Annotated in this window: 21 protein-coding genes and 1 riboswitch; of the genes, 11 read left to right on the top strand and 10 right to left on the bottom strand. The window is 63.6% G+C overall.

Features of this window, described 5'->3' with window-relative positions; genetic code table 11:
- Positions 1 to 55: 55 nt before the first annotated feature.
- Positions 56 to 1,234: an ABC transporter substrate-binding protein gene (locus tag MR825_RS00695; RefSeq protein ID WP_287878071.1), complete on the bottom strand. Its 1,179-nt coding sequence runs from the start codon at positions 1,232 to 1,234 to the stop codon at positions 56 to 58.
- A gap of 153 nt (positions 1,235 to 1,387) precedes the next feature.
- Positions 1,388 to 1,595: riboswitch (cobalamin riboswitch) on the bottom strand.
- A 141-nt stretch (positions 1,596 to 1,736) separates the two neighbouring features.
- Between MR825_RS00695 and thpR the strand changes: the two genes are divergently transcribed.
- On the top strand, positions 1,737 to 2,267 hold the full coding sequence (gene thpR, locus MR825_RS00700) for an RNA 2',3'-cyclic phosphodiesterase (protein ID WP_186907720.1): 531 nt from the start codon (positions 1,737 to 1,739) through the stop codon (positions 2,265 to 2,267).
- A 282-nt stretch (positions 2,268 to 2,549) separates the two neighbouring features.
- Here the strand turns inward: thpR and sleB are convergent, their stop codons facing one another.
- The gene (sleB, locus tag MR825_RS00705) at positions 2,550 to 3,215 is read right to left on the bottom strand and encodes a spore cortex-lytic enzyme (protein WP_186907721.1); all 666 of its coding nucleotides are present in this window, start codon (positions 3,213 to 3,215) and stop codon (positions 2,550 to 2,552) included.
- Between the two features lie 136 nt (positions 3,216 to 3,351).
- Here sleB and MR825_RS00710 point away from each other — a divergent pair, with 136 nt between their 5' ends.
- Positions 3,352 to 3,621, top strand: a complete 270-nt coding sequence (locus tag MR825_RS00710; RefSeq protein ID WP_256176565.1) for a translation initiation factor 2 — start codon at positions 3,352 to 3,354, stop codon at positions 3,619 to 3,621.
- A 114-nt stretch (positions 3,622 to 3,735) separates the two neighbouring features.
- On the opposite strand, the gene MR825_RS00715 is transcribed toward MR825_RS00710, so the two are convergent.
- The 5 genes from MR825_RS00715 to MR825_RS00735 form a co-directional block, all read right to left on the bottom strand.
- On the bottom strand, positions 3,736 to 5,607 hold the full coding sequence (locus MR825_RS00715) for an S-layer homology domain-containing protein (RefSeq protein ID WP_186907723.1): 1,872 nt from the start codon (positions 5,605 to 5,607) through the stop codon (positions 3,736 to 3,738).
- Positions 5,608 to 5,781: 174 nt separating this feature from the next.
- Positions 5,782 to 7,002 (bottom strand): ABC transporter permease, encoded by a 1,221-nt coding sequence (locus MR825_RS00720; protein WP_186907724.1) that lies wholly within the window; start codon positions 7,000 to 7,002, stop codon positions 5,782 to 5,784.
- The gene (locus MR825_RS00725; RefSeq protein ID WP_287878106.1) at positions 6,999 to 7,760 is read right to left on the bottom strand and encodes an ABC transporter ATP-binding protein; all 762 of its coding nucleotides are present in this window, start codon (positions 7,758 to 7,760) and stop codon (positions 6,999 to 7,001) included. The genes MR825_RS00720 and MR825_RS00725 overlap by 4 nt, the downstream gene beginning before the upstream one ends.
- A 2-nt stretch (positions 7,761 to 7,762) precedes the next feature.
- Complete coding sequence (locus MR825_RS00730) at positions 7,763 to 9,409, bottom strand: efflux RND transporter periplasmic adaptor subunit (RefSeq protein WP_186907725.1); 1,647 nt, start codon at positions 9,407 to 9,409, stop codon at positions 7,763 to 7,765.
- A gap of 18 nt (positions 9,410 to 9,427) precedes the next feature.
- The gene (locus MR825_RS00735; RefSeq protein ID WP_256176563.1) at positions 9,428 to 10,054 is read right to left on the bottom strand and encodes a TetR/AcrR family transcriptional regulator; all 627 of its coding nucleotides are present in this window, start codon (positions 10,052 to 10,054) and stop codon (positions 9,428 to 9,430) included.
- A 311-nt stretch (positions 10,055 to 10,365) separates the two neighbouring features.
- Here MR825_RS00735 and MR825_RS00740 point away from each other — a divergent pair, with 311 nt between their 5' ends.
- Positions 10,366 to 11,088, top strand: a complete 723-nt coding sequence (locus tag MR825_RS00740; protein ID WP_287878083.1) for a M23 family metallopeptidase — start codon at positions 10,366 to 10,368, stop codon at positions 11,086 to 11,088.
- 291 nt (positions 11,089 to 11,379) lie between these two features.
- Here MR825_RS00740 and MR825_RS00745 read toward each other — a convergent pair whose 3' ends face one another.
- Together MR825_RS00745 and MR825_RS00750 are read right to left on the bottom strand one after the other, a co-directional pair.
- Entirely contained in the window at positions 11,380 to 13,731 is a 2,352-nt protein-coding gene (locus MR825_RS00745) for a SpoIIE family protein phosphatase (RefSeq protein ID WP_287878086.1), read from the bottom strand.
- Positions 13,732 to 13,948: 217 nt separating this feature from the next.
- A complete protein-coding gene (locus MR825_RS00750; protein WP_287878088.1) occupies positions 13,949 to 14,635 on the bottom strand; it encodes a DUF6198 family protein in 687 nt (228 codons plus the stop codon).
- Positions 14,636 to 14,821: 186 nt separating this feature from the next.
- Between MR825_RS00750 and MR825_RS00755 the strand changes: the two genes are divergently transcribed.
- Positions 14,822 to 16,450, top strand: coding sequence for a putative zinc-binding metallopeptidase (locus MR825_RS00755; protein WP_287878090.1), 1,629 nt, complete (start codon positions 14,822 to 14,824; stop codon positions 16,448 to 16,450).
- Between the two features lie 61 nt (positions 16,451 to 16,511).
- Here MR825_RS00755 and rd read toward each other — a convergent pair whose 3' ends face one another.
- On the bottom strand, positions 16,512 to 16,670 hold the full coding sequence (gene rd, locus MR825_RS00760; protein WP_186907730.1) for a rubredoxin: 159 nt from the start codon (positions 16,668 to 16,670) through the stop codon (positions 16,512 to 16,514).
- A gap of 125 nt (positions 16,671 to 16,795) precedes the next feature.
- Between rd and dusB the strand changes: the two genes are divergently transcribed.
- From dusB to MR825_RS00795, 7 genes are all read left to right on the top strand, one after another.
- Entirely contained in the window at positions 16,796 to 17,767 is a 972-nt protein-coding gene (gene dusB / locus MR825_RS00765) for a tRNA dihydrouridine synthase DusB (protein WP_256176552.1), read from the top strand.
- Between the two features lie 34 nt (positions 17,768 to 17,801).
- Positions 17,802 to 18,398, top strand: coding sequence for an RNA polymerase sigma factor (locus MR825_RS00770; RefSeq protein ID WP_186907732.1), 597 nt, complete (start codon positions 17,802 to 17,804; stop codon positions 18,396 to 18,398).
- A 50-nt stretch (positions 18,399 to 18,448) separates the two neighbouring features.
- A complete protein-coding gene (locus MR825_RS00775) occupies positions 18,449 to 19,321 on the top strand; it encodes a zf-HC2 domain-containing protein (protein WP_186907733.1) in 873 nt (290 codons plus the stop codon).
- 458 nt (positions 19,322 to 19,779) lie between these two features.
- Complete coding sequence (locus tag MR825_RS00780) at positions 19,780 to 21,858, top strand: elongation factor G (protein ID WP_186907734.1); 2,079 nt, start codon at positions 19,780 to 19,782, stop codon at positions 21,856 to 21,858.
- Positions 21,859 to 22,660: 802 nt separating this feature from the next.
- Positions 22,661 to 23,572, top strand: a complete 912-nt coding sequence (locus tag MR825_RS00785) for a transporter substrate-binding domain-containing protein (RefSeq protein WP_287878098.1) — start codon at positions 22,661 to 22,663, stop codon at positions 23,570 to 23,572.
- Between the two features lie 378 nt (positions 23,573 to 23,950).
- Entirely contained in the window at positions 23,951 to 24,472 is a 522-nt protein-coding gene (locus MR825_RS00790; protein ID WP_287878100.1) for an amino acid ABC transporter permease, read from the top strand.
- Position 24,473: 1 nt separating this feature from the next.
- Positions 24,474 to 25,238 carry an amino acid ABC transporter ATP-binding protein gene (locus MR825_RS00795; RefSeq protein WP_287878103.1) on the top strand — a complete coding sequence of 255 codons (765 nt, stop codon included), beginning with the start codon at positions 24,474 to 24,476 and terminating at the stop codon, positions 25,236 to 25,238.
- Positions 25,239 to 25,570 lie beyond the last annotated feature (332 nt).

Consider the following 25,570-nt stretch of genomic DNA (forward strand, 5'->3'; position numbering starts at 1 on the left):
CCCCCCCCCCCGCCAACGGCAGGGCGGGTTCTCCCACCTGCCGCTGGCGGGGCCCTCAGGACAGCTTGATCAGATGGTCGGTGGTCACATCGCCGTCGGCGCTGGCGAGAATGGCGTTCATATCCGACAGGATGGAGGCGATGGCGGCGGTAGACTGGGTAAAGTCCGGCGAGGTGATCCAGACATTGCCGTCCTGCACCGCTTTGAAGTCGGCAAACAGGGGGTTATAGTCGATCATCTCCTGGATGGAGGCGAAGGAGCGGGCAAAGTTCACATAGAACAGGTAATCCGCGTCCTTGTTGCCGGCGTACCACTCTTCAAAGGTCATATTGGTATTGCCGCTCTTCTCCGGCTCCATATCGGCCAGGATGTACGTGCCGCCGGCCATACCGATCAGCTGGGCCATATAGTCGCCGCCGTTGCGGGCATAGCACTTGTCGGTGGAGGTGATGTAGCCCATGGCCACGGTCTTGCCGTACGCCTGCGCGGCGGTGGCGTCCTCCACAAGGGCCTTCTGCGCCTCAAAATAGGCGTCGGCCTGCTCCTCCATGCCGAAGAGTACGCCAAACAGCTTTACCCACTCCACACGGCCCAGGGGATGGGCCTCCTTGGAGGAATTCTCCACGATGGAGGGGATGCCCAGCTCGTCAAATTTCTCCAGCACCTCTGGATTGTTGTCGATCATGGTGGTATCCACGTGCAGCTGAATGTCGTTGGCGGTCATCTGCTCATAATCCGGTTCCTTATAGTGGCCGGAGAAGGCGATGCTGCCCTCGTTCATCTTCGCCACCACATCTTCGATGTACCAGTCCTCCACGTCGTTGGCCACCAGCTTCACGTGGTCCAGCCCGCCCATGGCGGCCACCAGTGAGGTCATGCCGGTGCTGGCCAGATAGACCCGGTCGATGGGCTGCTGCAGAACCACCACGCCCGCCTCCAGCTCCTCGGGGACGCTCATGCCCTCGGGCACCACCAGATAGGTGTTCCCGGTGGTGCCGGCAGTGAACATGCGGTAGCCGCCCTTATAGCGGTCGACGGCAAAATTCCGGGCATACTCCAGTTCCATGGGGCCGTCCAACACCAGCTTGCCGTCGTAATCCTCCTGGGGCGCGGCGGTCTCCGGCACAGCCGTCTCCGGGGCGGCGGTCCCGGACGCGGCGGGGTTCGTGTTCCCGCAAGCCGCCAGGCAAAGCAGCAGGGCCAAGGACAGGATGCTCATTCCGATTCGTTTCATAGTTTCCTCCTCATGTTATGGATCGCTCCAGTCTATAAAATCCCCCCTTGTTCCAGCGGACGCACCCCTCCCGTGGACGCAGAAAGCCGCGGCAGCGCTGAACGCTGCCGCGGCCGGTTTTCCGCAACAAAAAGTCCCCTATGCCATAACGCGTGGCAGGGACGTCCTCAAGCAGGTCTTCTGACTTACGCTTAGGGAGAGCTGCCTCTCCTGCGTCCGTGCTCTGCCTTCCCGGTTTCCCAGTGGCTGATCTTCATCAACGAGCAGCGGCCTCAGCGCTTACAGCGGCGGTACCGTCCGGGATTCTCACCCGGTTGTCTATCATTCCTCTAGGAGGGACACTTGAGGGAAATTTTATTAAGGCCATTCTACTGATTCCGCTCCGGTTTGTCAACAGGATTTTAGCACGCGGCCCGGCCCTTGCGGGCCAAGCCCGCCTCTGCTATACTCAGGCTGTTCCCTGCGGGAAGCGGGACCTTACGGAAAAGAGGAGGCGTCTTATATGCGTCTGTTTGTGGCGGCGGCGCTGCCGGAGTCCTGGAAGGACGCTCTGGACAGGGCGGCCCGGGCCCTGGCGGACCAGGGCGTACGCGGGAATTTTACCCGGCGGGAAAATTATCATCTCACCCTGGTCTTTCTGGGAGAGACCGACCGTCTGGACGACGTGATTGCCGCCATGGATACGGTGGACGCACCGCCCTTCCCGCTGCGCACCTGCGGCGTGGGAAGGTTCCGCCGTTCCAGCGGGGATATCCTATGGGTGGGCGTACAGGCCGCGCCCGGCCTCACTGAGGCCCAGTGGCAGCTCTCCCATGCGCTGGCGGGGGCTGGCTTCCCGCTGGAGGAGCGCGCCTACCGGCCCCATCTGACCCTTGCCCGGCGCGCGATCCTTCCCCGCTCCATGGACGAGGGCCGCTTGTCCGGCCTGCTGACGCCCCTGGAGCTGACCCTGGACCGGCTGACCCTGATGTGCTCGGAGCGCCGCTCCGGCCTGCTGCGGTATACGCCTATTTACGAAAAGCGGCTGTTTTAAGGCGTCACCGCACAATTCCCCACGCACGTCTTGGCGGCCAATTTGCCCCACAAATGCGTTGCAAAACCTTGTAATACGCAAAGTATTCCTGCGGTTTTGCGCCTTTTTGCGGCACAAATTTTCGCGCCGATCCGCACGCGCTGAATCATGCGGTAATGCCTTGACCCGAAAACGGCTTGCCCCGCAGCCGGACTCCCGCACGGCCGGGCCGGTCCGCGCCCGTTCAGCCAGACACGAACGCGCGGGGACGCACGGCGCACAGCGCGACGGAGCTCCCCGCCCTCAGGAGCAAAAGCGGTGGTTCCCGATGACTTTGATGAGGGGACGGCTCCAGATCCAGGCGCTGGTGGCCGTGCTGGGGTTAAAGTAGTAGATCGCTCCGCCGCTGGGGTCGGCGCCGTTGAGTGCCTCCCGGGCGGCGCGGACGGCGGAATCGGCCACCGGCTGGTCGATTTGCCCGTCCACCATGCAGGTAAAGGCTCCCGGCTGGTAGACCACCCCCGCGACGGTGTTGGGAAAGGAGGGGTGCTCCACCCGATTCAGAATCACCGCGCCCACCGCCACCTGCCCGCTGTAGGGCTCTCCCCGGGCCTCGGCGGAGATGACCCGGGCCAGCAGGTCCAGGCTTGCGGACTGGCTGCCGGAGGTTCCGGCGCTGGGCATGCCCAGCGCCTTCCGGGTGGCCGCACCTACGATGCCGTCCGCACTCAAGCCGTTGGAGCGCTGAAAGTATTTTACCGCCTCGGCGGTCTGGCTGCCGTAGATGCCGTCCACCGAGCCGTCGTAGTAGCCCCAATTTTTCAGTTTGGTCTGGATGGTGCGCACCTCGCTTCCGGTGGAGCCCACCCGGTATGTGGCCGCCTGGGCGCTCTGGGCCTGGGAGATGATGATACTGTTCACCGCGAACAAAAGGGCCAGCGCAAGAGCCAGCCGTTTCTTTTCCGCCATAGGTCCGCCTCCTTCCAATACGGTTTTAGTCTACGGAAAATTTCCGTCCCTTATGAGCGGAAATCCTTTCCACGCACGGAATAGCGGCGGCAAAAAAGGGCGATACTGGAAGGTATCAGGAAAGGATGTGGCGGCTGTGGTCAAAGGCGTGTCCCGACAGGTGATCGTGGTAAAATCCCCCGACCCGCGCCTGTTTGAACAGGCGATCTTTATCGTGAAGGAAGACGCCTTCGGGCAAGGCGTCTCGGCTGAGCAGGTGCTCCAGGAGGCCCGGCGGGTGGCCGACGGATATCTGCGCCGCAACGTGCGTCTGGGCCGCCCCCGGCCCCGCGTGCCCGCCCCCGCCTGGGTGGCCGCCGGCGCGTTGCTCGCCACCATCGGCTGGAGCGTGGGCCTGCTGCTGTAAAAAACACCGGCGCACGAAAAACACGTGCGCCGGTGTCGCTTTGCCGAAAAAGCCCCGCAGCGTTCGCGCCCGCAGGGGCGAGGGGTACCCGGGGGATGCGCGCTGGCGCATTCCTCAGTCGGCGATGATCACGCGGATGCGTCCGCCCTCGTTTTCCGGCTTGTCGTACCAGGCGGTCAGGTCGTAATCACCCGCCTGGACGCGGGCGAGGCTGGAGAGCTGATACTCGGCGCTCCCGGTCCTGACGTAATAGACCGCTGTCTCGGAGAGCGTATATTGCTTGCCGTCCGTGCCCAGCACGGCGCCGCCGTCCACAGTCTCCACGTCCACCGGCGTCAGGTTATACAGCCGCTCCACACTCTGGGGCCCCTTCATCTTGGCCTGGCAGGGCCCCACCTTCAGGTTGAACACGGTGGTCTCGGAGGAGAACGCCTGGGGCATGCCGCCCACGTCATAGACGTAGTTGGACGCCGTATTCAGGCCCATGGACACCTCTGTGACCGAGGTGATGACCCCATACTGGTGCAGGTCCCCGGTGGCGTCCTTCAGGATCAAATGACTGATCTCTCCCTGGGCGTTGAGGACATAGAAGCGCACGGTGCTGCCGGTGAGGCTGCTTCCCGCCAGACGGTCGGGATAGACCCGGATGGGCGTGCAGTTCTCATAGGTATCAAGGATCTCCACGTCGTCGGCAAATTCATAGGAACCCAGGCGCTTGCCGTCGTTGGACACCTTCCCGGTCAGCTTGACGGCCGTAAGGCGTTTGAGCGCAAAGCCGTCCTGGACGGCGTTTACCCGCACCAGATCCCCCACCTTCAGATCGTTTCGGTCAAAGGGATAGCGGTAGGCGGTCCCGTCGGTGGCGCAGACGGTGGCGGTCCGGGCGGTATAGGCGCCGCCCGCCCCGTCGTCATAGGCGGCGTCGGCGATGGCGGTGACCACGCCGTAGAGCAGCGTGCCCTCCGGCGCCCCGCCGGACACGGCGGCGACCCCGCCGTCACGGCCCAGCAGCAGGGTGATGGTATCCCCCACCCGGTACTCCCCCAGGTCAGACAGGGCAAAGGCGGCGGAAGCGGTCTCGATGGCGTAGCTCTTCCCCGCCACCGTCACCGCCGTGGGGGCCGACGCGGAGGGCGAGGCCGCCTGATAGGTGCCGGTGACCTGATTGGTATAGGCCCAGACGGTGCGCATGGATTTGGACCAGTACACCACGTCCTGATCCCGGATGGCGGACAGGGCGGACAGGCTCCCGGAGCGGTAGACCCTGGCGCCGCTCACGTCGAAGGGCACCTGGCTCTGCCAGCCGCTCCCGGCCACCACGGGGCCCTCCATGGCGGAGTTGACAAGGGCCACCCGGTCCAGCGTACCGGTCTGGCTCACCAGGTTCCGGGCGGGCTCCAGCACGTTCAGGTGGTACACGCCGCTGGTGTTCTTGGTGATCAAAAGGTTATAGAACAGGTACAGGGCATCCCGGCGCGTCATGGCGTCGTTTGCGGCGCAGCTTACCCCCTCGTTCAGCTTCAGGGCCTTGTACTGGGCCATCTGGCCGGAAGGCCATACGCCGGTGAAGGCGCTGTCCGGATAGCCCAGCAGGCGCAGCACGATGGTCACGCCCTCGGCCAGGGTAATGGTCTGGGTGGGGTTGAAGTAGCCCCTCAGGTCTCCCTGCACCAGTCCCAGGTCCACCGCCGCCTTGATCCAGGGGGCGGCCCAGTAGGTTTGGGGCACGTCCGGATACGGTTTGACCGGGACCGTATCGCCCACCGCGTCGCGGCTGGTGGAGGCGGCCACCGCCATTTTGGTAAATTCCGCCCGTGTGACGGCGCGCCCCAGCTCCAGGTTCCCGTCGGAATCGCCCACCATGATATCCAGGGCGGCCAGGACCTGAGCGGCTTCATCCTCCGCCGGCGCCGCCGCCAGGGCGGCGGGGGCCAGCCCCAGGACCAACACTGCGGCCAAAAGGCCGGATAGCAGTCGTTTCTTCATCTTCGTTTTCTCCTTCTCGTGGAAAGTCGGAACGCAGGCCGGCGCGGGTGCCGGCCCCCATCCTGTTTATCATATACCCCCCGGCCCCCGGTGGCAAGAGGCACGCGCCTGCCGGGACGGCGCATCCCGCGCGGCAGGGCGCTCCTGCACCCGCAGGGGGCCGGATCTACCGGCTCAGTCATACCGCAGCGCGTCGATGGGGTTGAGTTTTGCGGCCTTGTTGGCGGGCAGGTAACCGAAGAGGATGCCCACGCCCACCGATACGCAGAAGGCCACCAGGATGCCGCCGAGCGTCGGTATGGCCACAAATCCGTCGGTCCCGGTGCCCAGCACCGCGCCCACCACCGCCGTCATCACATTCGCCAGAAGGATGCCCAGCGCGATACCGATGACGCCGCCGATCGCGGAGGTGGTGCCCGCCTCGATGATAAACTGGCTGCGGATATCCCTGCGTTTGCCGCCCAGGGATTTGCGGATGCCGATCTCACGGGTGCGCTCGGTGACGGACACCAGCATGATGTTCATGATGCCGATGCCGCCCACCAGCAGGGAGATGGCGGCGATGATGATGAGGATGACCATGAGGGTGTCCAGCATGGAGTTCATGGCGTCCATCATCTCCGCCGAGCTCATGACAAAGTAGTAGTCGCTGCTCTGGTAGGTCTGGTAAAGCCGCTTTTCGATCACGCCCTTGGCGGCCGGGGCGGCGTCCTTATCCGCGGAGGTGAACAGGTACAGGTTCGCGTCGGACAGTCCGCTGAGGTGCAGGGCGTTTCCGTAGGGGATAAAGATCACATCGTCGCCGCTGCCCTCGGTGGAGTCGGCCTTCTCCTCCAGCACGCCCACCACCGTGTAGGGCACGCCGCCGATGGTCATACTCTTTCCTAGGGACGTGCCGTTGAACATCTCCTGATCCAGATAGGAGCCCACGACGCATACGTTCTGGTAGCGGCTGACGTCGATGTACCGCAAAAAACGGCCCCGCTCCAGCTTTTCGCCCCCCATGCTCTTGCCGGAGGCATAGTCGTAATACGCCTCGCTGACGCCGTAGATGGTGGTGCGCGCATAGTTGTCGCGGCCCTGGCGCACGGCGGCGCGGGTGCTCACGTAGGGGCTTACATCGCTGAGATACTGCGGGTAGCGGTCCACCAGGGCATACATATCGTCGGGCTCCACCGAGCGTGAGCCGCCCCGTCCGTAGACCTGCACCTGGATCAGATTGACCCCCATCTTCTCAAACTGGTCGTTCATGTACTGCTCCATCCCGTTGCCCAGGGAGACGATGACGATGACGGCGGCCACGCCGATGATGATACCCAGCATGGTCAGCAGGGCCCGCATCTTGCTGGTCAGCAGGGATTTGACCGCCAGACGGAAGGATTGCGCAAAGCTCATACGCCCAGCACCTCCCGCGCTCCGGCGTCTGCCGGGGCATCGTCCTCGCCGGGCTGGACCACGGCCTGCGGATCGTGGGCATCCCCATCGTAGATGATCCTGCCGTCCTGAAGGCGGACGATGCGCTTTGCTCTCACGGCAATGGAATTGTCGTGGGTGATGAGGACCACTGTGTCCCCCTCCGCGTTGAGCTTCTGGAGGAAATTGAGCACGTCCCGCCCGGTGCGGGAGTCCAGCGCGCCGGTGGGCTCGTCGGCCAGGATCACCGACGGATTGCCCGCCAGGGCCCGGGCGATGGAGACCCGCTGCTGCTGGCCGCCGGAGAGCTGGGCGGGCAGGTTTTTGCATTTATCCCCCAGGCCCACCCGCTCCAGGGCGGACCTGGCCCGCTCCTTCCGTTCCGAGGCGGGCAATCCCGCGTAGAGCAGGGGCAGCTCCACATTTTCCAGCACGTTGAGCTTGGGGATCAGGTTATACTGCTGGAAGATAAAGCCCAGCATCCGGTTGCGGATCTCGGCCTGCTGGTCGTCATCCATGGTGGACACGTCCACGCCCCCCAGGTGATAGGTGCCGCTGGTGGGTACGTCCAGACAGCCGATGATGTTCATGGCGGTGGATTTTCCGGAGCCCGACTGGCCCACGATGGCCACGAACTCCCCCCGGTCCACCGTCAGGGTCACGCCGTCCAGCGCGTGGACGGCGGTGTCGCCCATCTGGTAGATCTTATAGACATCCCTGAGTTCGATCAGATGCTGCATGGTCACATCCCCATCCCCATCATGGCGGCCATGGCGTTGGAGGCCTGGTTCTCGCTGAGCACCACGTCCCCCTCCTCCAGACCGGAGAGGACCTCGATATACTCCTCGTCGTTGCGGCCCAGGGTCACCTGGCGCTCCTCGATGGCGGTCGGATCGACTACGCTGCCGTTCTCGTCCAGACAGCCCGGACCGGCCACCAGCACCGTGTCGCCCCGGCCCACCATATCCACCGGGATGCACAAAACCTGCCCGGCCTGCTCCACCACGATCTTGGCGGAGACGTTCATGCCCGGATAGAGTTCGGCCGGCGAGCCGTCCACCTTGACGGTGACGGGATAGGTGGTGTAGCCGCCTACCGTGGTGCCGTTGATATTGACCTTATCCACCACCCCGGTGAAGCTCTTCCCGTCCAGTGCGTCCGCCGTGATCTCCACCCGCTGGCCCGTCCGGATCTTGTTGATGTCCAGCTCGTCTACGCTCACGTCGAAGGTCAGCTCGGACAGGTCGTAGATGACCGCCATATAGGTGTAGCCCGCGGTGGCGGCGGTGCTGCCGCCCACGTTGTCGCCCGCGTCCACGTTCTTTTCGATGACCGTGCCGGTGATGGTGGAGGTGATCGAGTAGTCCTCCAGCTTATCCCGGGCATTCTGGAGGGAGAGCCGGGCATTCTCCACCTGGATCCGGGCGCTTTCGATCTGGGTATCCATATCGGTCTGGGAGAGTACCGCCACGACCTGCCCGTCGGTCACCCGGTCCCCCTCACGGATGGAGAGGGCGTCCACGTCGCCGCTGGCCTTGGCCACGATCTGCTTGGAAGCTGCGTATGTAAAGGCGCCCCCCGATGCACAGGCCGCGCCGCTGATGGCGGCGGTGCCGCGGCTGGCGTCGCTGAGCGCGCCCGGATTCTGAACCAGCAGCGTCACCTGCCGCACCAGGGCGCCGCCGGGGCCCACCTCGTCGGTGGCGGCGATGGAATCCACGGTGCCCGTCAGCGTCTGGGCGGTGCCGTCCACCGTGACAACGGCGCTTTGCCCCTCATAAAACCCCGCCGCGTCGGCGGACTGGAAGGGGACGGTCAGCTTCATCCGCTCCCGGTCCAGCAGGTCTGCGATGGGAGCCCCCGCCATGACGGCGTCTCCCTGTTCCACATACAGCTTGGTGATCACGCCGTCGGCTTCGGCGCTTACCGCGCAATCCTCCCGGTTGTCCGCCTGCCGCTTGAGCAGATCGTCCAGGTTGAGTTGGGCCGAGCGCAGGTTGAGCTCCAGCTGCTGGATATTGTTCTCCACATCCTTTGCGTCGATGCGGAAGAGGAGATCGCCCTTGTTGACCGTCTGCCCCTCCTCAAAGGGGGCCTCCAGCACCTCGCCGCTGATCAGCGTGGTCACCTTGTAGGACTGATTGGGCTGGATGGTGCCGGTTCCGGAGACGGCCACCGTCATCTCGCGTACCTGGGCGGTGTCGGACAGATAGGCCCCCGCCACCGCCTGGGTGCCCGCGCTCATCAGCCGCAGCAGCAAAACGGCGAGGATCGCCGCGACGACCAGTACCGCCACCAGGCGCCTGACCCATCTGCGTTTCTTTTTCGGCGGCTTGAACTGGGCCGGTGCGTTCTGCTGCGTCTGCGTTTTGACTTGGGTTGCTTCCATATTCGCTTACTCCTTACTTCAAATAGCTTCTGCCGCGCTTCCGGCAGGCGGGGCGGCCTGCTTTTCCGCGCCCCTGCGGAGTATGTCCATCCGGCGGACCAGTCCGGCCCGGGCCGCCTCCGGCCCGCCGGGTCCGGCCGAGCGCATCAGGGCGCCTCCGGTGAGGAAAAAGAGCTGGTGGAGGATGGCTTCCAGGTCGCCCGCCTCCCGCAGGTCCAGCCGCGCGAGGTCCATCCGCTCCCGCAGGCCCTCCGGCAGGCCCCCCCGGCATTCGCCCGGGAACAGGCCGGGGCGCATATCGCCGTTGCGCCGGAGGATGTTCAGCAGATCCCGGTATTCCGCCCGGCGGTCCTGTACGTAATCGAACAGGTCCAGAAACGCGGCGAATACCGCTCCGTTCCGTTCTTCCAGCAGGCGCTCCATCTGGCGGATGAGCTGCGTGCCGAAGTCTTCCATCAGATAGCGGAACAGTTCCTCTTTGTCTGCGAAATACATGTAAAAGCTGCCCCGGGGAATCCCCGCCCCATGGATGATCCGGTTGACCGAGGCCTGGGCAAAGGGGGCCCGGACAAATTCGGCCCGCGCCGCCGCCAGGAGTTTTTCCCGCTTGGCCGGCGGCAGATTGAAAAATGTGGCGCTGGGCACCGTGCGTCCCTCCCCGCTGTACCGTGATATGACAATCTGTCATGTATCTTAGCCCGCCCTTCCCGCTCTGTCAATGCCGCGGCTGCAAAATTCGCAATTCGTTCACAATCGGTGCGCCGGAGCGTCCGGTTTGTCTCAGGATAACAGAAAACCTTCTGCGCTTCCTGAAGAATCCATTAAAGTTTCTTAAAAACGTACCGGATTTTACTCCCTCCCCCCACCGGAAGGTCAAGTGTTTTTTCAAAATTTTTGGTTTTCATGTATAACCGCCCGCAGGCATGTCCAAAATAGGCTTGGAGGTGCTGAAACGCATGAAAAAACCATTTATGGAACGCTTCGGCGACTTTATGGCGGGGAAGGGCTTCTACATAGTCCTGTTCCTGTGCGTCGCCGCAATTGGAATCTCGGGCTATTATCTTTTTTCTTCCCTCTCCCCCGACAAGGATCCCGGCACAGCCGTGGCCGGACCGGCTCAGGTCACTGTGACCCCCACTCCGGCATCCGCGTCCCCGGCGGTGCGCGTCACGCCCACGCCGTCGCCCCAGGCTCAGACGGCCGTCCGGACGACGCCCGCCCCCAGCCCCACGCCCGCGGCCACGCCCGCAGCGACCCCCCAGCCCGCCGCCCCCACGGTCTTTGCCTGGCCGGTGAAGGGCACGCTGATCTCCGAGTACAGTGTGGAGGCGTTGGCTTATGACGCCACCATGGGCGACTGGCGCACCCACAGCGGAATCGACATTTCCGCAGAGCTGGGCGCTCAGGTGGTATCCGCCGCCGCAGGCACCGTCATCGACGTGGTGCAGGACGACTTTATGGGCACCACCGTCTATCTGGATCACGGCAGCGGGCTGACCAGCTGCTACGCCAATCTGGCCGCCGTGCCCACCGTTGAGATCGGCGACACCGTGCGGGCCGGAGACGTGCTGGGCTCCGTGGGGAAAACCGCCATCGCCGAAAGCGCCCTGCCCGCTCATCTGCACTTTGAGATGGCGCAGGACGGCTCTCCCGTCGACCCGACAGACTACCTGCCCTGAGAACAGGCACATTCCACAGCAAACGGCGAGGCCCGCTCCCTAAGGGAGCGGGCCTCAGCTTGTCGGGAAAAGGCCAAAGGCCTTTTCCCGACAGAGGAATGCAGGACGGACCGGGTTCCATTTCTTGCGAAAAAGCCGCCCCGTCCGTTCTGAGGAGGATCCTTTCCGGCGCGCATTCCGCCGGAAAGGGCGGATCCTGATTTTACTTCATCGCCTGCGGACGACGGAACTCTGTGAGGCCCTCCCACGGGAGGGGTTTCGCGCCCCGGATCAGCGTCTTGGAAATCCCCCTCACCGTTTTTCCAGACGCAGCACCAGCGCGGTGCGGTCGTCGGTGGCGCCGCCATGGCCTGCGCTCTCGTCGATGAGCGCTTGTGTCAGGTCCTTGGGGCTTTCCCCCTCAAAGGCGGCAAAGCGCTGACGCACCCACAGGTCGGAGTCGCTGCCCGCTACCCCGTCGGTGACCAGCAGCACCCAGTCCCCCGCCTCCAAACGCACCTTCGCCACGTCGGGGGCGGCCCCGTCGCCCCCGGCCAGGCCGGCGGGCAGGGCGCTGCCGGTGATGCGGCTGACAGTTTTCCCCTTGCGCACATAGGTAGGGGCCGCGCCGTACTTATACACCGCCGCTTCCCCGGTAAACAGGTCCAGGCGCAGCAGGTCCACCGTGGTGAAGCCCCCGGTCTCCTCGCCCCGCAGGGCCAGGGCAGAGTTGAGGGTCTTGAGGGCGGCCTCGGGGCGCACGCCCGCCCGGAGGAACTGCTCCAGCAGGCGCACGGCAAGTCCGCTCTCCTGCCCCGCTTCCAGCCCGCTGCCCATACCGTCGCACAAAAGCACGTAGAGGGAGCCGTCGTCATGCTTGAACCAGGCCCCCGTATCGCCGGAGACCGTCTGGCCGTCCTTTTTCCGCGCAGCCACGCCGGCCACCGCCATCAGGGGCTCCTGCTCCACCAGCACCAGCCGGTCCCGCCGCCCATCCTCTTCCGCCGGACGCAGGGGGACGTTCAGCACCGCCGATAGCTTGTCCACGCTCTCCGGTTTCCGCAGGGGGGCCAGCCCCTGGCCCTCCAGCTCCAGGCGCAGGTGGCCCGCCTCGTCATAATAGGCCGCCGTCAGGCATTCGGTCCCCTGGGCGGCCAGGTACTGCCGCAGCCGGCGTTCCCGCACCGGGTCGGGCACCAGTTCCGCGCCCAGCTCCGCCGCCGCCGTCCCCAGAACGTCGGCCAGATCGCCGTACTGGCGGCAGACCGCCGAGCGGTTTTCCCGCAGACGGCTGCGGTACTGCCTGCGGTAGAGCAGGGCGGAGACCTCCTCGTTGGCCGCCGCGAGGAATTCCGGGAACTTCAGGCAGCGGTTGGCGAAATAGGCGGGGAAGTCCTCCCCTTCCCCGCGTCCCCGTTCCAGCATGGCGGGCAGGGCGTCGTTGAGGGCATTGAACGTGCTCACATAATCCCGCTGCCAGCAGGAGGACTGAAGGGGACAGCGCTTGCACACCCGGCTGGCCGCCCGGTCAAAGACGGTAGCCGCATCGTTGTCGTTGGGCGGGGTCTGCCCGAAGGCGGTACGCAGCGCTTCGTGGAGGCTGCGGAAGGCCCCGGCGGTAGCTTCCAGCCGGGTCTTTACGTAGTTGTGGGCCCGCTTCCGGGTGTCCTGCCGCGCGTTTTGTCCGGCCACCAGGGCACCCACCTGCCGCAGCAGCGCATCGGGCAGGATCAGGAAGAGCACCGAGGCGATGAACACCTCATAAAGCACGGGAATATTGGGCCCCTCGTTCCAGGTCCACAGCACCGCCAGGGCGTTGGAGAGCACATAGGCCAGCGCGGCGGCCAGCCTGCCCTGCCGGTGGAACACCCCCGCCATCACGCCGGAGAGGGCGTATGCCATGGAATAAAACGGCATTCCCCCGGCGGACAGGTCCATACCGATGCCCGCGGCCACGCCCACGGTGGCGCCCGGTCCGATCCCTCCCTTGTAGGCGGTGACCATCACCGCCAGAGCCGCGGCGGAGCGGCCCACCGAGATGTCGCCGAAGAGGGTGATCTTGGACAGGGTGATGAGCAGGGTACCCCCCAGGATGAGCAGGCTCACACTCTGGCGCAGGGTGAGTCCCTCCTCCTCCCGCTTGCCGGTCCAGGGGGAGAAGGCGATGCGGTAAAAATAGGCCGAAGCGCCGCATAAGAGCACTTCCGTGCCGAAAAAGATCAGGTTGCCCGCCGTCCACCCCCGGTCGGACAGGTAGACGAAGCCGGTGACCGCGTCCATCAGGGCGGCCGCCGCGGGCATGAACCAGGCCCGCCGGTAAGGGCGGATATCGTAGAAGGCGAAGGATACGGAAAAAATCAGGATGGCCGCGGCCGCATACCGCAGTCCCTCCACAAAGCCCTGGAAGGATAAGTACCCCAGGCAGGCGCCCAGCAGGGCGCAGAAGCCGTCCAGCCCGGAGCCGGAGCAGGCCACCATTCCCAGCCCAAAGGGCGCGTAGCCCCCGAAGATCTCCGCCCCGGCGAGCACCGCCCCCAGCAACAGGCGCATGACGCATTCGGCAAAGCGCACCAGCGCGGGCGCGCGCAGCACCAGCCGCCCCGTCTGCCGCATTTCCTCCCGGGCCCTGGCCGCCCGCGTCTTCAGCTTCCCTTTCGCCGCCATGTCTCCACGTCTCCTTTGTCCAGGGCTTGTCCGCCCACGGTATCGGAGACAGTATAATCCTATTTTTGGAAAAAAATGGTCGCAACCTGACAGGCCTCCCCCCTCCTTTTCCCTCTCTTTTTCCTCATCGGGGCAGTTCCGGCGCCCTTTGTCAGACAAAATAAGGGCAGCCTCAAAAGCGAGGCTGCCCGATCCATTTTAACCTTGTAACGTTCCGTCAGGCAAAAAAGTCTCTCAGGTCCAGTGCATCCTTAAAGCAAAACTTAGACTCCATTATCTTGCTGCACATCCCTATCCAGGATCCATTGAGCGCAGCGCAGATAACGGTTCCAAACTTCACGCCTTCAAAATGTCCGAACCCGAAAAAGAAAAAGGATAAAAGTACCGCCAGGAAACAGCTGCAGCAATCATAAACCGTCTTTGTTTTGTGAATGTCCGTTGCGTATTTCACGGAAATTTCTTTTACAAATAGTTCGTAAGCCTCCGGCGGAAGGTATGTATGAAAGAACAGCGAAACGCCGACAGCGCATAAAAACATTCCAAACACATAAAACACGATTCGTCCAACAAACGCACCGGATGGGATCATTCCAATGATCCGAATGGCTAAATCAAGGGTAAATCCATAAAAAACCGCCGTTCCAAAGGAGAGGACATACTTTATTTTCCGTCTGCGCGTGATCATGGCTATCCCAATCAGCAAGACTGCCTGCAGACAATATTCCGCCATCCCGAAGGTAAACGCCGGAAAGGCTTGCGAAATTCGCAGATGCACCAAATAGGCGGGCGCCACAACCATCGACATGCCAAAATCCGCCCGTTCCATCATGGCCGTACCGAGCGCCAAAACAACCATTCCAAAGACATAAGCCAGTTCTGAATAAAACACCTTTTTACCGTTCACAGTTACCTCCTAATTTTGATACCGTTTGATACAGAAACGGAAAAAGATGTAATCCACAACGTTCAATTGATCGCTCTGCCGGAAGGCCGCCCGCAGTGGACAAAAGGCCCTTTTTCCCGCCGCTTGCAATCGCATTCTGCACATGCTATGCTGTAGCTGCAGTTTTTGGGAAAGGAATGGCATATTATGAAAAAACGCAGACAGTTCCGGCGTTGGCTTTCGCTTTTCTGCCTGCTGGCGCTGCTGGCCGCCCCGGCGGTTCCGGCCGCGGCGGCGGAGCAGCCCGACCGCTGGGCCCAGGCAGAGGTCGCCCAGGCCGTGGAGCTGGGCCTGGTGCCCGCCGATCTGCAAAACGGCTACGGCAAGGATATCACCCGGGCGGAATTCTGCCGTCTGGCGGTGCTCTGCCTGGAGGAGGCCGCAAGGGTCAACGGCTGGGACCTCACGCCCAGCCGGGACGTCCGTTTTGACGATACCAGCGACCCCTCGGTGCTTACCGCCGCCGGGCTTGGCATCGTCAGCGGCAACGGCAAGGGCTCTTTTCTGCCGGACAACGGCATTACCCGGCAGGAGGCCGCCGTGATGCTCCACAACACCCTGAAGGCCATGGGCGCGCCCATCGGGCCCGCCGGGGCCTTCTTCTCCGATCAGGGCTCCATTGCCGCCTGGGCCTCCGGCCCGGTGTCGGCCATGGTGGGCTGGGGCGTGATGAACGGCACCGGCGGCGGTGCCTTCTCCCCGCTGGGCTCCTACACCCGGCAGCAGGCCTACGTGACCATGTACCGGCTGCTGAGCAGCGTCTATATGCGGATGGAGTCCTACGCCTACCGGCTCCAGCCCGGGGAGCGTCTGGAGACCGGGTGCTGCTATGCCACCGGCTCCCCCTCCGCCGCCTGGAGTTCCAGCGATCCCGCCGTGGTGGCCATCGAAAAGGACACGGGCAGCGGCGCCGTCACCCTCCGGGCGGTGGCCCCCGGCGCCGCCTCCGTTACCTGCCGCAGCGGCGACTTCCAGATGACCGCCGCCGTCACTGTGGCTCAGGCCACCGCCGCCGCCGGCTCTGATTTCACCGGCGCAAGCCGCCTGCACTACTCCAACGACGTTGCCTGGGACCTGTGCCGCGCGCTGGAACAGCAGATCGGCATCCAGATCTTCTATCTGCCCGAGTTCGACGATACCGTCCCCGGCGCGGTCGTGACCCACGCCACCTTCGGCAGCGTCACGTTGGGCGGGGCTTATTTCCAGCAGGTCTATCAGGAGCTTTTGAAGATGAAGGAGGCCTTCGACCTCTATCCTGACGGTTTTTTGAAAGAGGTCGTGGCCAAAAAAGGCAGCCGCAGAACCCAGATCGTCCTCTTCCCCTCCGACATGGTCCTCTTCGACGGTCAGGTCAGCGGGATGGGTGGCGGCTTCCACGGAGAGCACGTATACGACGGCTCCGGCGCGCGGTGCGACCGCATCTACTATACCGGAACCGGCGACCCCTACGTCTATAGCCACGAGATGGGGCATATGGTGGTCTCTTCCGCCATGATCGCCAACGGCTGGACCGCATCCTGCAACCAATGGGTGTCCTTCACCGCAAACTCCGGTTCGGAGGGCTTCGTCTCCGGCTACGCCATGGTCAGCCGCCCGGAGGATTTTGCGGAGACCTGGGCCTACCTGTGGCATAATCGGGACCAGGTGGAGGCGATGCTCTCCACTGGGCGCTCCGAGGCCCTGCGCGCCAAGATCGCTTATCTCACCGAGGTGCTGATCAAGCAATACAAGACCGCCACCCGCGAAACCCTTCCCTGGAGCGGCATGGCCGGATAGGCCAGCGCCAAAAGGGCGCGCCTGCGGAGCTTCCGCAGGCGCGCCCTTTTGGCGCTGGGGCTTACTCCTTGGAAAATTGGTCCTTGCCCACGCCGCACAGGGGGCACACCCAGTCCTCGGGCACCTTTTCCCAGGGGGTGCCGGGGGCGACGCCGTTGTCCGGATCGCCCTCCGCGGGATCATAAATATAGCCGCACATGTCGCAAACGTACTTATCCATGGTAAAAACGCTCCTTTTCCTGATTTTTCTGATTTAGTATCTCCTGCCCACAGCGGAAAGATACCTTGCCGAACTTTGGCCGTTGTGGTATGATACATACACTTTATAACACATCGAGGTATGTTGTGCAAATCGGCAATATTACTATAAATTCCCGTCTGGCCTTGGCGCCTATGGCCGGAGTGACGGACCTGGCGTTCCGCACCGTCTGCCGGGAGCTGGGCGCGGGCTACACCGTCACCGAAATGGTCAGCGCCAAAGCCCTTTGCTATCAGGACAAAAAATCCATTCCCCTGCTGGAGCTGGGCGCAGGGGAGCACCCGGCGGCGGTACAGCTTTTCGGCAGCGACCCCTGTTGTATGGAGCAGGCGGCGGGCATTGCGGCGGAGCGTTCCGGCGCGGAGATCATCGACGTCAACATGGGCTGCCCCGTGCCCAAGGTCGCCCAGAACGGCGACGGCTCGGGGCTGATGCGCACGCCCGACCTGGCGGTCCGGGTGGCCGAGGCGGTCATCCGCGGGGCGGGCGGGCGGCCCGTGACCGTCAAATTCCGTCTGGGCTGGGATAAGGGCTGCATCAACTGCGTGGAGTTTGCAGAGGCCATGGAGCAGGCGGGCGTATCCGCCGTGGCCGTCCATGGCCGCACCCGGACCCAGATGTACGCGGGGCGGGCCAACTGGGATTACATCCGGGCCGTAAAGGAGGCCGTCTCCATTCCGGTCCTGGCAAACGGGGATGTGTTTTCTGCGGAGGATGCGGTCCACATCCTCAAATATACCGGCGCCGACATGGCCATGATCGGCCGGGGCTGTTTTGGAAATCCCTGGCTGTTCCAGCAGGCCCGCGCCGCCCTGGAGGGGCAGGAGATCCCTCCCCTTCCGCCCCTGGCCCGGCGGTGCGACACGGCGGTGCGGCAATTCCGGCTGGCTGCGGAGCACAAGGGCGAACACATCGCCTGCCTGGAGGCCCGGAAACACTACGCCTGGTATCTCAGGGGCGTCCCCCACGCGGGCTATTATAAGGAACAGATCAGCCAGGTCAGCACCCTGGCGGACATTGAGCGCATCACGGCGGGCATACAGCGGGATCTCTGCTGACCGCCCCCCCCCCGGAAAGGCAGGTGAGAACGGCATGGAAACGGAGCTGGTGCTGGTCCAGCGGGCCCGGCAGGGCAGCGAGGAGGCGTTCGCGGCGCTGGTGGAGCGCAATCAGGGGCGCATCTACAGCCTGGCCCTGCGCATGACCGGCAATCCGGACGATGCGGCGGAGCTGTGCCAGGAGGCCTTTCTCAACGCCTGGAAGGGGCTGGGCCGGTTTCAGGGCGAGAGCGCCTTCTCCACCTGGCTGTACCGGCTGGCCTCCAACGTATGCATCGACTTTCTGCGGCGGGAAAAGCGCCGCGCCGCCCTGTCCATGACCGTCTCCCTGGACGATGAGGCGGCCGCCCGTCAGGCCGAGCTGCCCGACGAGCGTTACAGCCCCCACCGGCAGCTGGAGCAGATTGAGCGGAGCCAGGCGATCCGGGACGGGCTGGACGCCCTCTCCCCCGAACACCGGCAGGTGCTGGTGCTGCGGGAGCTGGAGGGACTCTCCTATGGAGAGATCGCCCGCACGCTCGGGCTGGAGGAGGGCACCGTCAAATCCCGGATCGCCCGGGCCCGGCTGGCGCTGCGCAACTATCTGCTCTCCACCGGGAACTTTTCGCCCGGCCTTTCGTCCAAAGGGTAACGGTACAAACAAGGCGCACATTTCATTTCATCGGAAAGGAGGCGACCTGCATGCTCACCTGCGATCAGGCGCTGGAACGGATCAGCGCCCAACTGGACAACGAGCTTACCGACCGGGAGGAAGCGCTGCTGGAAGAGCATCTGCAAGGCTGCGCGGCGTGCAGGGCGCTCCAGACCGATTTTCAGGCGCTCCACACGGCCTTGCAGGAATCGGCCGCCGCCTGGACGGCGGAGCCGCCTGCCGCCCTGGCGCAGGATGTGATGGCGGCCGTCCGCGCCGCCAAGGTCACGCCCTTCCAGTCCAAGCGTCAGGCCTGGCGGCGGCGGTCCTGGGCCTGCGCCGCGGCCATGCTGGCGCTGGTGCTCCTCGGCGGCGGGGTGCGGTTGTGGCTGAACGGCCCCCTGGCCGGCGGCGGGATGTCTGCGGGCAGCGCGGCGGCGCCGTCCGCTCTGGACGCGGCGTCCGGGGCGGTCGCGCCCCAGGCGGCCGCCCCGGAAACGGAGGCGGAATCCCGCGCCGTATCGGAGGACACGGTTACGCTGATGACCTCCGGCTCCAGCGCCGGCCCCGCGCTGCCTCCGCAGGCGGACAACGAAAGCGCTTCCCAGGAGAGCGCCGCCAAGGAAGGGGCCGGCGCCTACTCCGTATCCGGCGGGGGCGGCTCTTCCCTTCTCGAACTGGAGAGCGCGCCTCCCGAAACGCAGTCCTATTGCGGCGTGCTGACTCTGCCCGCCGGTAGCGCGGTGGATCTGTCCGCCTATCCCTGCTACCTTCTGGGCGGCAGCGCCTGCTATTCGGTACCCGCGGATGTCTTTACCGCCCTGACCGAGGCATGGGCAGACGCCGACGTGCGCACGGAAGGAGACGACATTGCCCCCGGCGCCGCTACCGGCCTTGTGATCCTGCCCACCTGTGCACCCTAAGTCGTTCCGCCCCACGGCCCGCCCGTGGGGCGGCTTTCTGTTTTAGCCAATTTTTTGCCGTAACCCCATTCCAAGTGGTGTATAACGGCTAAACTATAGTTCAGACTGTCGCCCCGCATAAAGCCACGCTCCAATTCAGGCAAGGCGCCCGGAAGAGGCGGTTACAAAAGGCGCGCAACCGCAGATGGTTCCCATGGGTTGCGGCTGCAAGCGCTCTCATCCGGAATATTCCCGCGTATGGCCGGCCTGCAGCCGCCTTTTCTCCTGCATGTTGCAGTACGCCCAGTTGTTTTTTATCCGCGCGCGCTTTCCTGCGCGCGCCCCCGTTAACAAATACACCTTTTTTATAAAATTTCAGTTGTAAGTACCTTGGAATTAATGTATAATGACCAATAGCAGTTGCGCCGGACGACCGGGCGGCCGCTGACCGATTCCAAAAGTAAGGAGAGGAAACAAGTATGAGCTATTCCACACAAAATATCCGCAACGTCTGTCTGCTGGGGCATGGTGGCAACGGAAAGACCTCCCTGGCCGAGAGCATGCTATATCTTACCGGCGGCACGGAGCGTCTGGGAAAGCCTGCGGACGGCAATACCACCTGCGACTATGATCCGGAGGAGACCCGCCGTCAGATTTCCATCTCCACCGCCGTGGCGCCCATCGAATACAACGGCTGTAAGATCAACGTGCTGGACACCCCGGGCTACTTCGACTTTGTGGGCGAAGTCATCGAGGCCGTGCAGGTGGCCGACGCGGCCATCATCGTCTGCTCCGCCAAGGCGGGCATGAGCGTGGGCGCGGAGAAGGCCTGGAAGCTATGCCAGCAGCGCAAGCTGCCCCGGCTGCTCTATATCTCCAAAACCGACGAGGATAACGCCGATTACAACGCCGCCTTTGATACCCTGCGGGAGCGCTTCGGCAAGAACATCGCCCCTGTGGTGGCCCCCATCTGGGACGCCGACAAAAAGGTCATCGGCATCATTGACGTGCTGCACAAGCGCGCCTTTGAGGCCGGCCCCAAGGGCGAGCGCATCGAGATCGACGTGCCCGAGGACAAGCAGGGCGTGCTGGACGAGCTGTACGACGCGCTCAAGGAATCCGTGGCCGAGACCAGCGAGGAGCGGATGGAGAAATATTTCTCCGGCGAGGATTTCACCTATGCCGAGATGATCCAGGGCCTGCGTCAGGGCGTAAAGGACCTGTCCCTGTTCCCGGTGGTATGCGGCTCCGCCCTTTCGGGCCTCGGCACCCGCATGCTGCTGGACATCATCGTGGAACTGCTGCCCAATCCTCTGGAGGGCCGCCCGCTCATCGGCGAAAACGAGAAGGGCGAGTTGGATGAGTTTATCCCCTTCCCCGGGGCCCTGCCCGCCGCGCTGGTGTTCAAGACCGTCTCCGATCAGTACGGCAAGTATTCCTATGTAAAGGTCATCTCCGGCAACCTGAAGCCCGATATGCAGCTGGTGGACTCCCGCACCGGCGCCACTGAGAAGGTGGGACGCCTGTATGTGATGAAGGGCAAAAAAGCCGACGAGGTCAAGGAGCTCTCCTGCGGCGACATCGGCGCCATCGGTAAGATGGACAAGGTCAAGACCGGCGATACTCTCTCCGACCCCCGCAAGGTGGTCAGGCTGGAGCCCATCCCCTTCCCCGAGCCCTGCTATTCCGTGGCCATCGCCCCCAAGTCCAAGGGCCAGGAGGACAAGATCGCCGGCGGCATGACCCGCCTGAACGAAGAGGATCTGACCTTCAGCTGGGTCAACAACGCGGAGACCCACCAGATGGTGGTCTCCGGCACCGGCGATATGCAGATGGACGTTCTGGTCTCCCGCTTGAAGAGCCGCTTCGGTGTGGACGCGGAGCTCTCCGAGCCCCGCGTGGCCTACCGTGAGAAGATCCGCAAGAAGGTGGAGGTCCAGGGCCGCCACAAGAAGCAGACCGGCGGCCACGGCCAGTTCGGCGACGTGTGGATGCGCTTTGAGCCCGGCGATACCGAAGAGCTCCAGTTCTGCGAGGAGGTCGTCGGCGGCGCAGTACCCAAAAACTACTTCCCCGCCGTGGAAAAGGGCATGCGCGAGGCCGTCCTTCACGGCGTACTGGCGGGCTATCCTGTGGTCAACCTGAAGGCCACCCTGTTCGACGGTTCCTATCACCCCGTGGACTCCTCCGAAATGGCCTTCAAGACTGCGGTGCAGATCGCCTACAAAACGGGTATGCCCCAGGCCTCTCCCACCCTGCTGGAGCCCATCGGAGCGCTGAAGGTGACCATCCCCGACAACTATATGGGCGACGTGATCGGCGACCTGAACAAGCGCCGTGGCCGCGTTATGGGCATGAACCCGGACGGCGAAGGCAACCAGATCGTAGAGGCGGAGGTCCCGATGGCTGAGATGAGCCGCTATGCCATCGACCTGCGGTCCATGACGCAGGGCCGCGGTTCCTTTACCTTCCGCTTCGTCCGTTATGAGGAGGCGCCTCCGGCCGCTCAGGAAAAGGCCATCGAGGCCGCCAAGGCGATTCAGGACGAGACCGACTAAACAACACGGCGGCGGGTGTGCTGCAAAATAGCATTTCGAGATGTTCTCTGAGGGAAAACAGGATCTGGAATTGCCGTACCGGCAATTCCAGATCCTGTTTTCAAGGGATCGTTTTTCTGTTTTATAACCGGCCCAGGCGGCTTGCCTTGATGTCAAATACGCTCAGTGGAGGTTTTCTCACACCCGGCCCAGAACCGCGGCGTCGGCCAACGTGATGGTGTATCCATTGAAAGCCGATGGTTCCGTTTCGGGGCAGGCCGGTGATGGTACAATCCCCGGTGAGGATCCGGGTACACCTCGCTTCAATGGTGACCGCGGCGTTATCCGCCGTGGTGGTAATGGTGGCAGCGGAGCGGTTGACCACCGTTCCGCTGCCGCACCGTGCCGGTCAAATGGAGGGAGGCGGTCTCTTCGCCCGCAGTGAAGGCGCTCCCTATCGGCTGCGCTTATTGCAGCATTCAAAGCAGAAGTTCGGCTGAACGAGTTGCAGCGGAGCTGTGCCTCTGCGCCGCGCCTCTCCTTTGACAAGTCGCCAAAGGTGCGCTTCCATTTTCCTTCCGCCCTGTGTAGTTCTCTGAAATTGCTGTTGTTGGCTTGACAAAAACGAATTGCCGGAGTAAGATGCTTGCAAATCGAGACGTTCCGATCGTTCCAAGCTCCCTCAAAAACAGAAAACGTGCTATCGCAGATGATAGGGGCGGTTCTTCCGCCTGCACAGTCGCCATGGATCCTTCCTTTGGAAGGTTTTCATGGCGTCTTTTGTTTTTCCGGGAAACACAAAATGGAAGGAAGTTTGATCCCAATGAAAGGCAAGACTTTGCTCACACTTGCGCTGGCCCTGACCATGACCCTGTCTCTGGCCGCCTGCTCCAGCGGCGGCTCCGCGTCTGTCCCCGCCCCGGATGCCTCTGCACCGATGGCCGCCGCGCCGGAAAGCGCCCTCACGCCCAAGCTGGTGGAGGACGGCGTGCTGAAGGTGGCCATGGAGTGTGCCTACGCGCCCTTCAACTGGACGCAGGCCGACGATTCCAACGGCGCGGTCCCCATCTCCGGCACCTCCGACTACGCCTACGGTTACGACGTCATGTTCGCCAAGAAGATCGCCGAGCATCTGGGCTGTGAACTGGAGATCGTCAAGATGGAGTGGGACGCTCTGATCCCTGCCCTTCAGTCGGGCAGTGTGGACGCGGTCATCGCCGGTCAGTGCATTACCGCCGACCGGGCCGCCCAGCTGGACTTCTCCGATCCCTATTACTACGCCTCTATCGTGTGTCTGGTGAAATCGGACGGCGCCTATGCCGGTGCCGCCGGCATCAGCGGCTTCAGCGGAGCCAAGGCCACCAGCCAGCTGGGCACCGTGTGGTACGACGCCTGCCTGCCCCAGATCCCGGACGTTACGGTTCTGCCCGCCCAGGAATCCGTGCCCGCCATGCTGGTGGCCCTGGACTCCGGCGCCGTGGACCTGGTGGTCACCGATCAGCCCACCGCGCTGTCCGCCTGCAAAGCCTACCCCGCCATGAAAATGCTGGAATTCACCGGCAGCGGCGACGATTTCGACGTCTCCGAAGAAGAGACCGACTTCGGCATCTCGGTCCAGAAGGGCAACGCCGGCCTGACCGCCGCCATCAACGAGGTCCTGGCCGCATACACGGCCGATGATTACACCGCCATGATGGACCAGGCCATCGAGGTGCAACCTCTGAATCAGGAGTAACGCCCCCTTCCCTCTCTTCCGCAGCGCTTCCCCCGGGCCGAACGCGCCCCTCCCGCGCAGGGCCGGGCGTTTCGGTCTGTGTTCAATGACGAAAAAGGAGCAAGAGTTCATGGACAGCATCCTTCAATTCCTTTCCGACTGCGGTACCGTCCTCAGCCGGTACGGCATCTCCTTCCTCCGCGGCGCCGGCCTGACCGTGGTGCTGGCGGTAGCATGCACCGCCATCGGCTGCGTCATCGGCTTTGGCGTGGGGCTGATCCGTTCCATCCCCACCCAGCCCGGCCAGCCGCCGCTCCAGCGGGGGCTGCTGCAGATGGCGCGGGCCGTTTTGGCCGTCTATGTGGAGTTTTTCCGGGGCACGCCCCTGATGCCCAGGCCATGTTCATCTTCTACGGCTCGGCCTATGCGTTTCACCTCCATATGGACACCTTTCCCGCCGGCATCTTCATCCTCTCCATCAATACCGGCGCCTATATGGCGGAATCGGTCCGGGGCGGCATCCAGGCCGTGGATCCCGGCCAGATGGAGGGCGCCAAAGCCATCGGCATGACGCATATGCAGGCCATGTTTCACGTCATCCTGCCCCAGACCCTGCGCAATCTGGTTCCCCAGATCGGCAACCACTTTATCATCAATTTGAAAGACTCTTCCATGCTCTCGGTCATCAGCGTCACAGAACTTTTCTTCTCCTTCAAATCGGCGGCCGCCGCCGTGTACCTCTATTTCCCGGCCGCCTTTCTGGCCATGCTTCTGTACCTGATCATGACCCTGGTCTCCGCCCGGCTGCTGCGGGTGTGGGAGCGCAGCCTTTCCGGCGCGGAAAACTACGAACTGACCGGCGATCCCTTTTCCCTGGATGCCGGCGGCGCGGGGCCAAACGACAAGGAGGCGACGGTTTAACATGGATCTGCTGCCAAAACGGGATCTGCGCCATCCCCTGCTGCGCATCGAACATCTCTCCAAATCCTTCGGCGCCCATGAGGTCCTGCGGGACATCGACTTCACCGTCTACCGCGGCGACGTGATCTCGGTCATCGGCTCCTCCGGCTCAGGGAAATCCACGCTGCTGCGGTGCGTCAACCTGCTGGAGACGCCCTCCAGCGGCGAGATCCGTTTCCACAGCTCCAATATCCTGTCCCCCGGCATCAACGTACCCGGCTACCGGGCCAAGGTGGGCATGGTCTTTCAGAGCTTCAACCTGTTTGACAATATGAGCGTGCTGAAGAACTGCGAGATCGGCCAGCGCAAGGTGCTGAGCCGGGGCGCAGAGGAGGCCCGGGAAAAAGCCATGCACTATCTGCGCAAGGTGGGCATGGCGCCCTACGTGAACGCGCTGCCCCGCCAGCTCTCCGGCGGCCAGAAACAGCGGGTGGCCATCGCCCGGGCGCTGGCCATGGAGCCGGAGGTGCTGCTTTTCGACGAGCCCACCTCCGCCCTGGACCCCGAAATGGTGGGCGAGGTGCTGGAAGTCATGCGCAATTTGGTGCGGGAGGGGATGACGATGATCGTGGTCACCCACGAGATGGCCTTTGCCCGGGATGTGAGCAATCACGTGGTCTTTATGACCGACGGTGTGATCTGCGAGGAGAGCGACCCCATCCGCCTGTTCTCCGCCCCCAAAAACAAGCGCACGCAGGAGTTTCTCTCCCGGTTTCTCCAGCAATAAGCGCGCCTGGCCGCAGCGGCGAAACGCTGCGCGGCCCTCCTGCGGGAGATATTCTGAAACGCTGTGGGGCGCCAGGCTGTCGAAAACCCCTCCTGGAGAAGAGCCTCGCAGAGTTGAGTCGTCCGCAGACGACGGAAGGAAAGGAAGTTCCGACATTTCCGGCGACATGCGCGTCGGAAATGACACCTCGCATGACGGACAGGGCGACTTTTCTGCAAGGATCGAGCCCTGTCCGACATGCATCACACTGTCGAAAAAGGCCAAAGGCCTTTTTCGACAAACTGACCCAGAGGGGCGCGGGTTGCGATGGAAACCCCGCCCCACCCCGCGTG

It is taken from the genome of Lawsonibacter sp., from assembly GCF_022777125.1.
Lineage (GTDB): Bacteria > Bacillota > Clostridia > Oscillospirales > Oscillospiraceae > Lawsonibacter_A > Lawsonibacter_A hominis.

Excerpts from the sequence above, each read along its gene's own strand:
- MR825_RS00695 (WP_287878071.1), bottom strand. The coding sequence starts at position 1,234 with ATGAAACGAATCGGAATGAGCATCCTGTCCTTGGCCCTGCTGCTTTGC.
- thpR (WP_186907720.1), top strand. The coding sequence starts at position 1,737 with ATGCGTCTGTTTGTGGCGGCGGCGCTGCCGGAGTCCTGGAAGGACGCT.
- sleB (WP_186907721.1), bottom strand. The coding sequence starts at position 3,215 with ATGGCGGAAAAGAAACGGCTGGCTCTTGCGCTGGCCCTTTTGTTCGCG.
- MR825_RS00715 (WP_186907723.1), bottom strand. The coding sequence starts at position 5,607 with ATGAAGAAACGACTGCTATCCGGCCTTTTGGCCGCAGTGTTGGTCCTG.
- MR825_RS00720 (WP_186907724.1), bottom strand. The coding sequence starts at position 7,002 with ATGAGCTTTGCGCAATCCTTCCGTCTGGCGGTCAAATCCCTGCTGACC.
- MR825_RS00725 (WP_287878106.1), bottom strand. The coding sequence starts at position 7,760 with ATGCAGCATCTGATCGAACTCAGGGATGTCTATAAGATCTACCAGATG.
- MR825_RS00730 (WP_186907725.1), bottom strand. The coding sequence starts at position 9,409 with ATGGAAGCAACCCAAGTCAAAACGCAGACGCAGCAGAACGCACCGGCC.
- MR825_RS00740 (WP_287878083.1), top strand. The coding sequence starts at position 10,366 with ATGAAAAAACCATTTATGGAACGCTTCGGCGACTTTATGGCGGGGAAG.
- MR825_RS00745 (WP_287878086.1), bottom strand. The coding sequence starts at position 13,731 with ATGGCGGCGAAAGGGAAGCTGAAGACGCGGGCGGCCAGGGCCCGGGAG.
- MR825_RS00755 (WP_287878090.1), top strand. The coding sequence starts at position 14,822 with ATGAAAAAACGCAGACAGTTCCGGCGTTGGCTTTCGCTTTTCTGCCTG.
- rd (WP_186907730.1), bottom strand. The coding sequence starts at position 16,670 with ATGGATAAGTACGTTTGCGACATGTGCGGCTATATTTATGATCCCGCG.
- MR825_RS00770 (WP_186907732.1), top strand. The coding sequence starts at position 17,802 with ATGGAAACGGAGCTGGTGCTGGTCCAGCGGGCCCGGCAGGGCAGCGAG.
- MR825_RS00775 (WP_186907733.1), top strand. The coding sequence starts at position 18,449 with ATGCTCACCTGCGATCAGGCGCTGGAACGGATCAGCGCCCAACTGGAC.
- MR825_RS00780 (WP_186907734.1), top strand. The coding sequence starts at position 19,780 with ATGAGCTATTCCACACAAAATATCCGCAACGTCTGTCTGCTGGGGCAT.
- MR825_RS00785 (WP_287878098.1), top strand. The coding sequence starts at position 22,661 with ATGAAAGGCAAGACTTTGCTCACACTTGCGCTGGCCCTGACCATGACC.
- MR825_RS00790 (WP_287878100.1), top strand. The coding sequence starts at position 23,951 with ATGTTCATCTTCTACGGCTCGGCCTATGCGTTTCACCTCCATATGGAC.
- MR825_RS00795 (WP_287878103.1), top strand. The coding sequence starts at position 24,474 with ATGGATCTGCTGCCAAAACGGGATCTGCGCCATCCCCTGCTGCGCATC.